General features: G+C 50.1%; 15 protein-coding genes and 1 other RNA gene. 8 read left to right on the top strand and 8 right to left on the bottom strand.

Annotated features, from left to right (window positions below; all coding sequences use genetic code 11):
• Positions 1–23: 23 nt before the first annotated feature.
• Together IQE94_RS00080 and IQE94_RS00075 are read right to left on the bottom strand one after the other, a co-directional pair.
• Positions 24–161, bottom strand: a complete 138-nt coding sequence (locus tag IQE94_RS00080; RefSeq protein WP_028948731.1) for a photosystem II reaction center protein K — start codon at positions 159–161, stop codon at positions 24–26.
• A gap of 94 nt (positions 162–255) precedes the next feature.
• Positions 256–978 (bottom strand): 1-acyl-sn-glycerol-3-phosphate acyltransferase, encoded by a 723-nt coding sequence (locus tag IQE94_RS00075; RefSeq protein WP_212721314.1) that lies wholly within the window; start codon positions 976–978, stop codon positions 256–258.
• Between the two features lie 260 nt (positions 979–1,238).
• Between IQE94_RS00075 and IQE94_RS00070 the strand changes: the two genes are divergently transcribed.
• The 4 genes from IQE94_RS00070 to hisD all read left to right on the top strand — a co-directional run bounded on the left by IQE94_RS00070 (position 1,239) and on the right by hisD (position 3,848).
• Entirely contained in the window at positions 1,239–1,496 is a 258-nt protein-coding gene (locus tag IQE94_RS00070; protein ID WP_223342447.1) for a BolA family protein, read from the top strand.
• A gap of 128 nt (positions 1,497–1,624) precedes the next feature.
• Complete coding sequence (gene grxD, locus IQE94_RS00065) at positions 1,625–1,948, top strand: Grx4 family monothiol glutaredoxin (protein ID WP_010871706.1); 324 nt, start codon at positions 1,625–1,627, stop codon at positions 1,946–1,948.
• A 209-nt stretch (positions 1,949–2,157) separates the two neighbouring features.
• Positions 2,158–2,508, top strand: coding sequence for a YbaB/EbfC family nucleoid-associated protein (locus tag IQE94_RS00060; protein ID WP_190598043.1), 351 nt, complete (start codon positions 2,158–2,160; stop codon positions 2,506–2,508).
• Between the two features lie 35 nt (positions 2,509–2,543).
• On the top strand, positions 2,544–3,848 hold the full coding sequence (hisD, locus tag IQE94_RS00055) for a histidinol dehydrogenase (protein ID WP_212721310.1): 1,305 nt from the start codon (positions 2,544–2,546) through the stop codon (positions 3,846–3,848).
• Here the strand turns inward: hisD and IQE94_RS00050 are convergent.
• The gene (locus tag IQE94_RS00050) at positions 3,845–4,366 is read right to left on the bottom strand and encodes a GNAT family N-acetyltransferase (protein WP_212721308.1); all 522 of its coding nucleotides are present in this window, start codon (positions 4,364–4,366) and stop codon (positions 3,845–3,847) included. The genes hisD and IQE94_RS00050 overlap by 4 nt on opposite strands.
• Positions 4,367–4,892: 526 nt before the next feature.
• On the opposite strand from IQE94_RS00050, the gene fusB reads away from it, so the two are divergent.
• Entirely contained in the window at positions 4,893–6,980 is a 2,088-nt protein-coding gene (fusB, locus tag IQE94_RS00045; RefSeq protein WP_212721306.1) for an elongation factor G, read from the top strand.
• Positions 6,981–7,168: 188 nt separating this feature from the next.
• Positions 7,169–7,966: a radical SAM protein gene (locus IQE94_RS00040; protein WP_212721304.1), complete on the top strand. Its 798-nt coding sequence runs from the start codon at positions 7,169–7,171 to the stop codon at positions 7,964–7,966.
• 22 nt (positions 7,967–7,988) lie between these two features.
• Here the strand turns inward: IQE94_RS00040 and ssrA are convergent.
• The 3 genes from ssrA to ilvC all read right to left on the bottom strand — a co-directional run bounded on the left by ssrA (position 7,989) and on the right by ilvC (position 10,094).
• Positions 7,989–8,387, bottom strand: a transfer-messenger RNA (tmRNA) gene (ssrA, locus tag IQE94_RS00035).
• Between the two features lie 203 nt (positions 8,388–8,590).
• The gene (locus IQE94_RS00030; protein WP_190598882.1) at positions 8,591–8,821 is read right to left on the bottom strand and encodes a NifU family protein; all 231 of its coding nucleotides are present in this window, start codon (positions 8,819–8,821) and stop codon (positions 8,591–8,593) included.
• 106 nt (positions 8,822–8,927) lie between these two features.
• Complete coding sequence (gene ilvC / locus IQE94_RS00025) at positions 8,928–10,094, bottom strand: ketol-acid reductoisomerase (RefSeq protein WP_370630492.1); 1,167 nt, start codon at positions 10,092–10,094, stop codon at positions 8,928–8,930.
• Here ilvC and IQE94_RS00020 point away from each other — a divergent pair.
• Complete coding sequence (locus tag IQE94_RS00020; protein ID WP_194017595.1) at positions 10,063–10,446, top strand: DUF4346 domain-containing protein; 384 nt, start codon at positions 10,063–10,065, stop codon at positions 10,444–10,446. The two genes, ilvC and IQE94_RS00020, sit on opposite strands and share 32 nt — an antisense overlap.
• Positions 10,447–10,534: 88 nt before the next feature.
• Positions 10,535–11,305, top strand: a complete 771-nt coding sequence (gene hisA, locus IQE94_RS00015) for a 1-(5-phosphoribosyl)-5-[(5-phosphoribosylamino)methylideneamino]imidazole-4-carboxamide isomerase (RefSeq protein WP_212721300.1) — start codon at positions 10,535–10,537, stop codon at positions 11,303–11,305.
• Positions 11,306–11,319: 14 nt separating this feature from the next.
• Here hisA and nadB read toward each other — a convergent pair whose 3' ends face one another.
• Positions 11,320–12,999 (bottom strand): L-aspartate oxidase, encoded by a 1,680-nt coding sequence (gene nadB / locus IQE94_RS00010; protein ID WP_212721298.1) that lies wholly within the window; start codon positions 12,997–12,999, stop codon positions 11,320–11,322.
• A 100-nt stretch (positions 13,000–13,099) separates the two neighbouring features.
• Positions 13,100–13,537, bottom strand: coding sequence for a hypothetical protein (locus tag IQE94_RS00005; protein WP_212721296.1), 438 nt, complete (start codon positions 13,535–13,537; stop codon positions 13,100–13,102).
• Positions 13,538–13,548 lie beyond the last annotated feature (11 nt).

The following is a 13,548-nucleotide window of genomic DNA, read 5'->3' as shown; positions in this document are numbered from 1 at the left end:
AAGCCCCAGGGGCGATCGCCAATTTATTTAAAACCAACCGCCGCTTGCCAAACAAAGGCCAAAGCCAGAAAGAAGAGGGGAATGATTGGCAGAACGTCCACCAGGGGGTCAAAAATCTGATAGGCTTCCGGCAATTTAGCGAGCAAATAAATTGTTTCCATTATTTGAGTTTCCTGACTGACAAAGAATAAAATCTTAATTTACGGTAAATCTTATCACGATGGCCCCTTCTCCCATTAGCCGTTTTTGCGAAATTTATGAAGCAGCGATCGCCTGGTACAGAGAGACATTCTCGCAACCGTAAAGGTTCTGCATTCTATGGGCCAAACAACGGGTAAGTTTTTGAGAGCTAGCCTTGATGGTGCTGGGGTCGTAGTCCTTGGCGGCGATGCCCTGGCCAAAATTAATTTCCACCGCCGTTCCTTTGCCTGGGTAGGGGTCACTGTAGGCAATGGTCACCGGGATAACTTTAATGTCGGTGTCAGGATTTTGCTTACAAACTTCCATGGCAATGCGCCCAATGCCCCGTTTGAGGGGATGGACGGTGTGGTGGTCGCGAAAAATGCCCCCTTCAGGAAAAATCACCAACATTTCCCCTGCTTGCAGTAGCTGTACACTATAGCTCAAACTGCTGATTTCCGGCCTTTTCACATCAATGGGAAATCCCCCCAGATGGCGAATAAACCATCCTTGTAGACCCTGTACCTCCGTCATCGCCACCATAAAACGCAGATCCCGCCCCGTTACATTCCGGCCGGCTGCTAGGGAGAGCAAAATGGCATCCCAACGAGAACGATGGGTAGGGGCTAAAATGATCGGACCACTGGGGGGTAAATTCTCCTGACCATGGATGGCGATCGGTCCAAAATACCAATGCAAAAACTTGGTGCCCAGAGGATAAATCAATTTGATCAACCAGGGAGAAACCTGGGAAGGGCCAATGACAGCCGGGTCGATCGCCAAGGAAGAATGGGTCATGGTTGCAAAAGAATTTAGTTTTTTCCTCTGACGGGCAATTAACATGGTGGTACTAAATTGCTTACCGTAGGGTTTGGTCTCTATGTCTAAGTTAAATTAACTATTCTGGTTTGGGGACGAGCCATGGGACAGTTAAACAACAGTTGGACAGCGAAATTTGCCCCATCATGTTGGGGGCTGAACCTTTCAGTTAGAGTAGTTAGATAGTTACCTCAGGGAACAAACCCGCCCTGTGCCCTGGCCCATTGCTAGAAATAATCATGATTAGCCTTGATCAAGTCAAACAACAAATCCAAACTGCCCTACCCGATGCCGAAGTGATGGTCAATGACCTGGGGGGAGGGGATCACCTGGAAGCGGTGGTGGTCTCCGCCGCCTTTACCGGCCAATCCCGGGTTAAACAACATCGAATGGTCTATGGTGCCCTCAAAGATGCTTTGGCTTCGGAAGCGATCCATGCCCTGGCGCTGAAAACCTTTACTCCAGAAGCCTGGGCCGTGGTTCGTCAGACTGCCTAGGTTTTTCCCCTCCAGCGAAAATTGGCTCTATAAATTTGAATTGAGGGGTAAAATGACAATATTTAAACAACATTGAAGTTGTTAAACTCGCACACATCCCAATCTGTCCTTGAAGAGGAGTTATCTAAATGAATCCGGAAACGAAAGCAAGAATTGATCAATTAGTCACTGCCAATAAGGTCATGGTCTTTATGAAGGGCACTAAGCTGATGCCCCAATGTGGTTTTTCCAACAATGTGGTGCAAATTCTCAATATGTTGGGTATTCCGTTTGAAACTTTAGATGTGTTGGCCGATGCGGAAATTCGTCAAGGTATTAAGGAATATTCCAATTGGCCCACCATCCCCCAGGTTTACGTCAATGGTGAGTTTGTGGGCGGCTCCGACATTATGATTGAACTCTATCAAAATGGTGAGTTGCAAGAAATGCTAGAAGTGGCTTTGGCTTCCTAGATACCAATTCCGGTGCATGCTCCTGGCGATCGCCGTGGGGGAAGCTCTCATTTATGGGGGGCTTTTCCTGCTCCTGCCGTTGGCTAATAAGATGGCGGAGACGGTGGGATATAATCGGACAGGCTTTGGCTGGGGCATTGTTTGCACCTCAGCAATTTTGCCGCTTGTTCAACTACAACTATTGTTTAATTACTTAGAAATCAATTCCCATGGCACAAGGTAAAGGCAAAGGCTTCGGATTCGGCCTCGGTAAAATCAAGGAATTACAGGAAGCTTTCCAAAAGGCCCAACAGGTTCAAGAAGGGGCCAAGGTGCTCCAGGAAGAACTGGAAAGAATGGAGATTCCTGGCAAAAGTGCCGATGGATTGGTAACTGTATTGATGAGCGGCAACCAAGAACCCCTCAGTATTGAAATTGATCCCAGTGCCCTCGAAAAAGGAGTGGAAGGGCTATCGGCATCTATCACTGAAGCAATGAAAGCGGCCTACGCTGAGTCCACGGAAACCATGCGCTCTAAAATGGAAGAGTTAACCAGCGGTTTGAATTTACCCGGTATGTAGGTTCGCCGCCCTTGCCCCCAATCGGAGAGGGATCTGTGACTCGTATTCTTAAGCTCTCGCACCTTACCCCCCAACAATTAAACCAACTCAAACGTCGCTCGGAACAAAACATTGACCAGGCACTGGCGATCGCCAAGGACGTTATTGAGCAGGTGAGGACGGAGGGAGATGCGGGGGTTTTGCATTACAGCCGTCAGTTTGACTTTGCCGGGGCCACTGCGGACAATTTGCGGGTCAGTGAAGCGGAATTTGCCGAAGCGGAAAAGTTGGTGGACCCTCAATTACGGCGGGCGGTGAACCATGCTTTTCGCAACATTGAAAAAGTCCACGCTGGGCAGATGCCTGCCCCCATGCACTTAGCGGAGATTGAACCGGGGGTATTTGCGGGGGAAAAAATTACGCCTCTCCCTACGGTGGGTTTGTATGTGCCCAGGGGTAAGGGGGCTTTCCCTTCCATGATGCTGATGCTAGCGGTGCCGGCCAGGGTGGCGGGGGTGAAAAAAATTGTGGTCTGTACCCCTCCAGATCAAGAAGGTAAAGTGGAGCCGGTTTCTTTGGTTACTGCCCGTATGGCCGGAGTGGATGAGGTATATAAATTGGGCGGTGTTCAGGCCCTAGCGGCGATCGCCTATGGGACTAAAACCGTCAGCAAGGTGGATAAGCTCATTGGCCCCTGTAGCGTCTATGGTGCGGCGGCCAAAAGATTACTCTCCGGCATTGTCGATGTGGGCTTACCAGCGGGGCCCAGCGAGTCGATCATTTTGGCCGATGAAACCACTGACCCTAGGCTGGCGGCGTTGGATTTATTGATAGAAGCGGAACATGGCTCCGACTCGGCGGCGCTGTTAGTGACCCACTGTGAAAATTTTGCGGAAAAGGCGCTGGGCTATTTAGGGGAATACCTGGAAAAACTACCTCCCTGGCGGAAAAAGTTTTGTGAAGATGGTCTCGGTTTCTATGGTGGCATTTTGCTCACTGATAGCTTGCAAGCTTCCTTGGATTTCATTAACGATTACGCTCCGGAACATTTGCAGGTGCTGACGGCGGACCCCCTCAAGTTGGTGGGGAAAATTGACAATGCAGGGGAAATTTTGTTGGGTAATTACACTCCTTCTTCGGCAGCGACCTACGCCATTGGGGTTAATGCGGTGCTTCCCACGGGGGGCTTTGCCCGTTCCTATTCGGCGGTGTCGGTGTTTGATTTCCTCAAGCGTTCTACCCTGGCCTATTTAACGGCGGAAGGTTTTGCTGGGGTGAAGGAAACGGTCACTACCCTAGCGGATTATGAAGATTTTCCCGCCCATGCCCTGGCCATACGGGAACGGGAAAATTTGCTTTAGAGACAACGCTCCATAATCCAAGTTGTACCGACAGCATTACCGACGGGATAGGGCACTTCTCCTTTTTTTTGAAATTGCCAACGCTGATAAAAGGTGATCGCTGAGGTATTGTGATCCCACACTTTTAGCCAAACACTGGCAAAGGCTTGAGCTTGGGCTAAATCCAAACAAGCCTGCATTAATTGATTGCCTAATCCTTGGTGTTGCCACGTTGTCAGTAAATAAAGACGAACTAACTCGACGGTGGGGGTTGCCAATTCAGTCTCCATAGTAGGTGCTGAATGATCAAACAGATGGACATATCCAACTAATTCCCCTTGAGATTCTGCTACTAACAACCATTGCCGATCATCTGCTAGGATTTCTTGTTCTTTTTCAGGATTAAAGGTTTGGGCTAGATAGGCCTCCAAATCAGCGGAAGCGGTGGCTTTACCATAGGTATCTTGAAACGTCGTTGCCGCTAATTGAGCCAAGCTTGTTGCATCATCAATGGTCGCTGGTCGAATCATTAAGGTCATAAATTTGGCAAAGATTTTTGTTGGAAGTTGACTGACAATTGGGTATTTAAATTAGATACAACCCAGCGTCTAAATCGTGACTAGGTAGGATTTCTTTGCTACTTTTAACGCATTTGGGGCAACCCCTACCAATCCCGAGACGGCGTTGCCCAACTCATTGAGCAAATTCCTTGCCCTGTCTAATTTTGCTTCCACATCCATCAAGCGCTCACCTGTCAGGGCTTGACCCAGATTCAACCGAGTTTGCTGATCAGGATAAATCAGGTTTTAAGGAAAAACATCTTTGGTACATATTTTTTGTGAAGTTCGGCGATCGCCTTCTCGCCCCGGAGACTCCGTTGGGGCACATATAATTTACAATTGTTACAATTGTGGCTGTTTTAAATAGGCCTCCCCTTTGGCCTGTCGTTGTGGCATAAAGTCTAGCTAAGGCCCAGAACCCCGACCGTCAAACAACACGACCCCATAACCTATACATCCAACCGCCCCTCTGTTTGCTGTTGGCTAAATTTACACGTAAATTCCTATGGAAAAAGATCTCACTCGTTACCGTAATATTGGTATTTTCGCCCACGTAGATGCGGGTAAAACCACCACCACCGAACGGATTTTGAAGTTAACCGGGAGAATCCACAAGCTCGGCGAGGTACACGAAGGCGAATCCACCATGGACTTCATGGATCAGGAAGCGGAGCGGGGTATTACCATCCAATCAGCGGCCACTAGTTGCTTTTGGAAAGAACACCAATTAAATATTATCGACACCCCTGGTCACGTAGACTTCACCATTGAAGTGTACCGCTCCCTCAAAGTACTGGATGGCGGTGTGGGGGTATTCTGTGGTTCCGGCGGTGTGGAACCCCAATCGGAAACCAACTGGCGTTATGCGAACGATTCTAAAGTTGCCCGTTTAATCTACATCAACAAGCTTGACCGCACCGGGGCAGATTTCTACCGGGTAGTTAAGCAGGTGGAAAACGTACTGGGGGCCAAACCCCTGGTGATGACCCTCCCCATCGGTACGGAAAATGATTTTGTCGGTGTGGTGGATATCCTGACGGAAAAAGCCTACATTTGGGACGACTCCGGCGATCCAGAAAAATACGAAATCACTGATGTTCCTGCCGATATGGTGGATGACGTGGCCACCTACCGGGAAATGCTGATCGAAACGGCCGTGGAACAGGACGATGACTTGATGGAAAAATACCTGGAAGGGGAAGAAATCAGCATCGACGACATCAAGCGTTGCATCCGTTCAGGCACCCGCAAGTTGGACTTTTTCCCCACCTATGGCGGTTCCTCCTTCAAAAATAAAGGGGTACAACTGGTGCTAGATGCGGTGGTGGACTACCTGCCCAACCCGAAGGAAGTACCTCCCCAACCGGAAGTGGATCTAGAAGGGGAAGAAACCGGCAGTTTTGCCATCGTTGACCCAGAAGCTCCCCTGCGGGCCTTGGCGTTCAAAATTATGGACGACCGTTTCGGCGCTCTCACCTTCACTCGGATCTATTCCGGCACCCTGAGCAAAGGGGACACTGTGCTCAACACCGCCACCGGTAAAACGGAACGCATTGGCCGTTTGGTGGAAATGCACGCCGATTCCCGAGAAGAAATTGAGTCCGCACAGGCTGGCGACATTGTGGCGATCGTGGGCATGAAAAATGTGCAAACGGGCCACACCCTCTGTGACCCCAAAAATCCAGCGACGTTGGAACCCATGGTCTTCCCCGACCCCGTAATTTCCATTGCCATCAAACCAAAGAAAAAGGGCATGGACGAAAAATTGGGCATGGCCCTGAGCAAAATGGTGCAGGAAGACCCCTCCTTCCAGGTGGAAACCGATGAAGAAAGCGGTGAAACCATCATTAAAGGGATGGGAGAATTGCACTTGGATATCAAAATGGATATTCTCAAGCGCACCCACGGCGTCGAAGTGGAAATGGGTAAACCTCAGGTGGCCTATCGGGAATCCATCACCCAAACTGTTTCCGACACCTATGTCCACAAGAAGCAGTCCGGTGGTTCTGGTCAGTATGCCAAAATTGACTACATCGTGGAGCCTGGGGAACCTGGTTCTGGCTTCCAGTTCGAGTCCAAGGTAACTGGTGGTAACGTGCCTCGGGAATACTGGCCGGCGGTGCAAAAAGGCTTTGACCAGAGTGTGGTTAAAGGGGTATTGGCGGGCTATCCCGTAGTAGATTTAAAAGTTACCCTCACCGATGGTGGCTTCCACCCCGTAGACTCCTCGGCGATCGCCTTTGAAATTGCAGCCAAAGCTGGTTATCGTCAGAGCTTACCCAAAGCTAAACCCCAAATTTTGGAACCGATCATGGCGGTGGATGTATTCACCCCAGAAGATCACATGGGGGACGTCATCGGTGATTTAAACCGTCGTCGGGGCATGATCAAATCCCAAGAAACCGGTGTGATGGGGGTACGGGTAAAAGCTGATGTGCCTTTGAGTGAAATGTTCGGCTACATTGGCGACCTACGCACCATGACCTCCGGTCGGGGTCAATTCTCTATGGTGTTTGATCATTACGCTCCCTGTCCCACCAACGTGGCCGAGGAAGTGATCAAAGAAGCCAAGGAACGGCAAGCCGCCGCCTAGTCCAATATTTGACTTTGACTGTCCTAAAATATTCTGCCCTCATTTTCGGGGGCTTTTTTTGTGCAATTTTTGCTTCTACTACCATCGTGTACCATGGCCAAAGAACCAAAGGCCTTTTCCAAGGAGGCAAAGACTGAATTCCCTGGAGCAAAATGCTGTTACTGGTTGCTTAATTTCAACTTTTTCCGATGAACGTAATTTTTCCCACGGTGTATGGCCCCGTAGTTTCCTGGCGCTATGGCCGTTCCCTCGGCATTGACCCCATTGGGGCAATCTCCACCTGTTCCTTTAACTGTATTTACTGTCAACTGGGGGAAATTGAACATCTCAGAGGCGATCGCCAGATTTTTGTTGACACTGCCGACATTTTGGCGGAACTGGATAAATTTGCGCCCTGGCAAGTGGATGTAGTCACCCTGAGCGGGAGTGGGGAGCCAACCCTTGCCAAAAACTTGGGTGAAATTATCCAGGGCATTAAAACCCTGACTGGTAGACCAACCCTGGTACTTACCAATGCCACATTGTTAAATGATGCCCAGGTAAGGGAGGAACTATCCCTAGCAGATAAGGTTTCCGTCAAGCTAGATGGACTGTGGCCAAACCAGTTGCAAAAAATTAACCGACCGATCGCCAACGTTAGCCTAGAAGGAATTTTGACCGGTATTGAAGCCTTTCAACAGCAATTTACGGGGGAATTGTCGGTGCAAACCATGGTACTGCAACCCTGGGACCAAGCCACCGAAAATCGTTACTTAGAACTATTGTCCGTAATTAAACCCCGGGAGGTACAACTCAATACCCCCACTAGACCCAAACCCCTCCAACGGGAACTGGAAGGCCGGGGCAATCACACTGGTAACCCCTACGGCGATCGCCCTGTAACTCAAATCAAATGCGTCCATGGTCAGACCCTACAAAATTTGGCCCAAAAAATAAACGGGGCCACCGGCATTACCGTCCGCTGTGCCCCCCTAAAGGTTTTCTAGATATTCAGAACAATCTTTCAGTAAATGGAGCCGAGCAGAATTGAACTGCTGTCCAAACTGGGTATTAACTTTCCGTTCATTCACAGGTTTAGTCCTTCTAGCCCTCGGACGGGAACCATCGATTATCCCTGATGGTGGGATGCTCTAGTCTAAGTCTTAATTGTTTAGCTAACTAGAGAAGAGCCAAACAAAGCATCCGTTGGGGTTAACCTCTAATCCTTAACGGAGTCAGAAAAGAAGTAAACGGCCTTTGACAAGAAAATGTAGCTTTTACAGACTAGGCTGCTACGGCTACCCGTTTGAAGCTGACGATGTTATTCGCAGTTACTTTGTTTTGAGCCTTTGATTTACGAGAGGAGACTCACTCTCGACCTGCATCACGGGCAAGCTTTCGCCAACCTGTCGAAACCATTGCGGCCCCTTGTTATGTGTTCTTGATTATAAACCATTCTTTAGACAAATGGCAAAAAGGAGTAGTACCGCCTCCAGCCTCTGCCTCAATTACGGCTAACAACAATGCTTCCTTGCCCAAACTAATTAGATCATTGGTTAGTTCGGGAATATGGAACTTAGCCATCAAAAGTTGAGAGTGCATGAACTCGGACGATGACCCTTCAACCTTTATTAGAGGACTTGCTCAACTTCAGAAATTTCTGGGATCATTTCCCTTAATTTGCGCTCAATGCCCATCTTTAGGGTCATGGTGGAACTGGGGCAAGCTCCACAGGCCCCCTGTAAACGCACCTTGACGATGGGGCCATCTAGCTCCACCACTTCGACGTTACCACCGTCGGCCATCAGATAAGGACGGAGTTCATCCAAGACCGTTTCCACATTATTTAGGGTGAGTTCCATCGCTCGCTAACCTCAGCTAAAAATTTTTGACTACCATTAACATCCTAACGTCAACCCCGGGCCCAAAGCTGGCAAAAATCTCGGGGCTGAGGATAGAGAAAAGTAATTAGCGGTCTTTTAACCAACTGAACATGGCCCGTAGGTCTTTACCCACTTCTTCGATCAGTTCTTCCGATTCCCGACGACGCATGGCGGTGAAGCCTGGTTTACCAGCTTGGTTTTCCAAGACAAATTCCCGGGCAAACTGACCCGATTGGATTTCGTCGAGAATTTGTCGCATTTCTGCCTTGGTTTCTTCGGTGACAATGCGGGGTCCCCGGGTCAAATCACCATACTCAGCGGTGTTGGAAATGCTGTCTCGCATTTTGGCCAAGCCACCTTCCACGATCAAATCGACAATTAACTTAACTTCGTGGAGACATTCAAAATAAGCCAATTCTGGCTGATAGCCAGCTTCCACCAGGGTGTCGAATCCCGCTTTGATCAAAGCAGTCAGACCGCCGCAGAGCACCACCTGTTCGCCAAAAAGATCGGTTTCGGTTTCTTCCCGGAAAGTGGTTTCTAAAATACCAGCCCTGGTGCCCCCAATGCCCTTAGCGTAGGCCATGGCATAGTCTCGAGCTTGGCCACTGGCGTCTTGGTACACGGCAAACAGAGCAGGAACTCCCTGGCCTTGTTCGTAGGTACGACGCACTAAATGACCGGGGCCTTTGGGAGCGGCCATGACCACATCCACATCGGCAGGGGGAACAATCTGGGCAAAATTAATGTTGAAGCCGTGGGCAAACAGGAGCACGTTGCCAGCAACGAGGTTGGGGGCGATTTCTGCTTCGTAAACGGATTTTTGCACTTCATCGGGCAGGAGAATCATAATTAGATCCGCCGCTTTGGCCGCTTCAGCCACAGATAAAACTTTTAGTCCGGCCCCTTCTGCTTTGGCAACGGATTTACTGCCACTGTACAGCCCGACAACCACGTTAACGCCACTATCTTTGAGGTTGAGCGCATGGGCGTGACCTTGGGAGCCGTAGCCGATAATAGCCACGGTTTTTCCGGCTAAGAGGTCAAGATTGGCATCTTGATCGTAATACATACGAGCCATGTAACTATCTCCTTGCTGCGATTGAATGGTGCTCTGCAAACTTTTAATCATAGCAAATGCTGGTCTGCTTACTCTGCTCGGGAAGCAGCGGAAGTGGTGTAGGATCAAAATCTGTGCCTTGTAATTTGTTTTATGTTTTATGCCTGCTCTAATCGACACTGTTAAGTCCATTGATGATCAACTTTCCCGTCGCCACATTGACTTAGACCCGGCAGGCTATTGGTTGGTGATGCTGGAGCGGGAAGCGGGGGTGTTGAAGGTAGAACACTACAGTAATGACATTAATGACCAGGGTTTGGCGGTGGATCCAGCAACGGGGGAAGTGATTGCCTGCCAAGGGGGAAAGAAAAGACTGCCCACTCTGACTTTAACGGGGCGCACTGCTAAAGAGTTGTGCGTGAGAATTTTTGAGGAGTTAGACCCCTGTCCGGTAACCATGCTCAACCATGCCGCTTACTTAGGCCGGGAGTTAATGCGGGCGGAACTAGCTTTAATTGGGGGCGCAGAGTACGTCCAAGATTAGTTAAAATCAATGGCTTTGTGCCCTGTTATCCCATTGGCCAAGGGAACAGAGACCTGTGAAGAGTCCATAAAACTAGGAGGTTAAAGTGATGGAAATTCTACCGGCGATCGATCTGCTAGGGGGCAAATGCGTTCGCCTCTACCAAGGGGATTATGACCAATCCCAGGTGTATCACGAAGATCCGGTGGCAGTGGCTAGGCAGTGGCAGGCCCAGGGGGCAAGCCGCTTACATTTGGTGGATCTTGATGGCGCCAAGGAAGGACAGCCCATTAACCTAACGGCGATCGCCAATATTGTTGAAGCCCTAACCATTCCTGTACAGGTAGGCGGAGGCTTAAGAGATAGAAACCGGGTGAAACAATTACTGGATTTAGGGGTAAACCGAGTTATTCTGGGCACGATCGCCGTGGAAAATCCTGACTTAGTGGGGGAATTATGTACGGAATTTCCTGGCAAAATTGTGGTCGGTATTGATGCCCGCAATGGCAAAGTAGCCACCAGGGGCTGGTTGGAAACCTCCACAGTGGAAGCAGGAGAATTGGCCCAGCGCATGGAAAAACTAGGGGCAGCGGCAATTATTTATACCGATATTCACCGGGACGGCACCATGCAGGGCCCTAACCTGGAAGCTCTGCGGCAACTGGCTGGTCAGTTAACCATTCCCGTCATTGCATCGGGGGGAGTCAGCCAAGTACAAGACCTTTTGAATCTACTCAGCCTGGAAAGTCTGGGGGTAAACGGAGTCATCATTGGCAAAGCTCTCTATACTGGCGATATTCAATTGGAAGAAGCAATCCGGGCGGTGGGTAACGGCCGCTGGCAAGATGTACCGCCGTCGGAATTTCCCCGTTTGGGCTAGTTTTTGTTGATCATTTACATTTCATTGACACTGACTTGATTTTGCCTAGGCTGGAGGAACACTTTGTCGCTTTCGATGGCGGTGTGGCTCTGCCATTGGGCTTGGGTGTCAGGGTAATCCAAACGGTAATGACCTCCTCGACTTTCCTGGCGAAAAAGAGCACTGGTCAAAATTAATTGGGCTATATCCAGCAAATTATGGGTTTCGGCCCACAGTTGTATAAATTCTTCCAACCCCGGGCCGTTTAAGTTGATTTTCTGATCCTCTGGTAGGTGGGTTAAAAGCTTACTACTGCTGAGTTGTTGCCATTGTTCTTGCCACTTTTCTAATTTGGCGATCGCCGTTTGGAGGGTTTCGGCTTGGCGACAAATACCAGCGGTTTGCCACATCAAGCGAGGCAGTTCGCTGCGCCAATGGTTTAGGAGGGCTAGGTCATTGGCGGTGTCTAGCTGAATTTCCGTCGCTGTCGATTGACTGATAGGGAGGGCAGTCGAGGAAAAGGGCGGTAGGCTCAAATTTCTTAATTGACTAGCAAAAACAATGCATTCCAGCAGAGAATTACTGGCTAGGCGATTAGCTCCATGGACCCCGGTGCTAGCGGTTTCTCCCAACGCATACAACCCTGGAATGGTGGTTTGACAATTAAGATCTGCGGTAATGCCCCCCATCCAATAGTGGGCCGCTGGGGCAACGGGAATCGGTTCTTGAAAAATGTCCACCCCCCACTGGCGGCAACGGCGAATGATATTGGGGAACCGTCGCTGGATGCGTTCTGGCTCAATGGGGCTTAAATCCAGAAAAACCGTAGCCTGGGTTGGGTCAACTTCTGTATTAGCCAAATGTTGGAAAATCGCCCGGCTAACCACGTCCCTCGGAGCTAGTTCCCCCCGGGGATGGTAATCAAAAGCAAATCTTTTCCCCTGGTGATCAAGTAGATGGGCCCCTTCCCCCCGCACCGCTTCACTGATCAAAAAATGAGGCACGCCCGGTTTAGTCAACGCTGTGGGATGAAACTGGAAAAATTCTAAATCTCGCACCTGGGCCCCCGATCGCCAAGCGAGGGCAATGCCATCACCGGTACTAACTTTGGGGTTGGTGGTTTGGGCAAAAACCTGGCCGCCGCCGCCCGTGGCCAACAACACCGCTCGGCAATGGAAAGTTGCAATGGTGCGATTACAAAAAACCTGAATACCCCGACAATGACCCGTTGTTGGATCAATGTTTAAAGACAAGGCGATCGCCTGGGAAAAAATTTCCACATTTGATCGGGCTTGCACCTGTTCCATCAACGTCGAAACAATGGCTCGGCCAGTGGTATCCGCCGCATGGAGTACCCTGGGTTGGGAATGAGCCGCCTCCAAAGTTAAAGCCAGATCCTGGCCATGGCGGTCAAAACTAACACCGAACTGGACCAACTCGGCGATCGCCTGGGGAGCATGGTTCACCAAAAAATCCACCGCCTCCCCATCACACAAACCAGCGCCAGCAGCCAGGGTATCTTCATAATGGGCCTGGGGAGAATCTGTTGGAGCAATGGCGGCCGCAATGCCTCCCTGGGCCCAATCACTGGCTCCCGTTTTCAGTTCCGCCTTGGTCACGAGAGCTACACGGTAATAGCTTGGCAAGCAAAGGCAAGCATACAGGCCCGCTGCTCCAGAGCCCACCACCACCACATCGAACTGATTTGCCCCCATATCCCCAACTCCCAAAAGATTGTCTTCCCAGATTAGCGGTTTCAGTCCAGCTTAGGGGCCCTGAGCGAGACGAATGTTAGCGGGTCAAAATTCCCCATGGTTATCTCACATTAATATTCCAGTCCCGCCGCAAATCCCGTTGGAAGTCATCCAAAACCCGTTTTAAGGTCTGCTCCACCGAATCACCATCGTTGTACTCATAGGTTCGACACTGATTGGTCGTGTAGGTGTCAGTACGATCAGGCACCACATTGTGCTGGCCGCCATAGGTTCTGCCGTAATAACCATCCTCAAATCCCCGGGCAAATTCTCCCCCAGCGGAACGGGGTTCAAAGGGCTTATTCTCCCTCGCCGCCGCCGCTCCTTCCCGATAGCCATCGTCATAGGCCTGGGGATGACTGCCAGGATCCCTTAAAGTCCGGCTTTTTTCCACCGGATAACAATACTGGATCTTGCCAGCAGAGGCAGGGGCGATCGCCAGTGGGGAAGCAAGTAAAATCCCAGTAAAGCAAGCGGATAAAAAACGGCAGTAACCCATGGCCGGTGCTC

It is taken from the genome of Synechocystis sp. PCC 7339 (assembly GCF_019924095.1).
Classification (GTDB): Bacteria; Cyanobacteriota; Cyanobacteriia; order Cyanobacteriales; family Microcystaceae; genus Synechocystis.
This window is presented reverse-complemented; position numbering and strand designations above follow the sequence as displayed.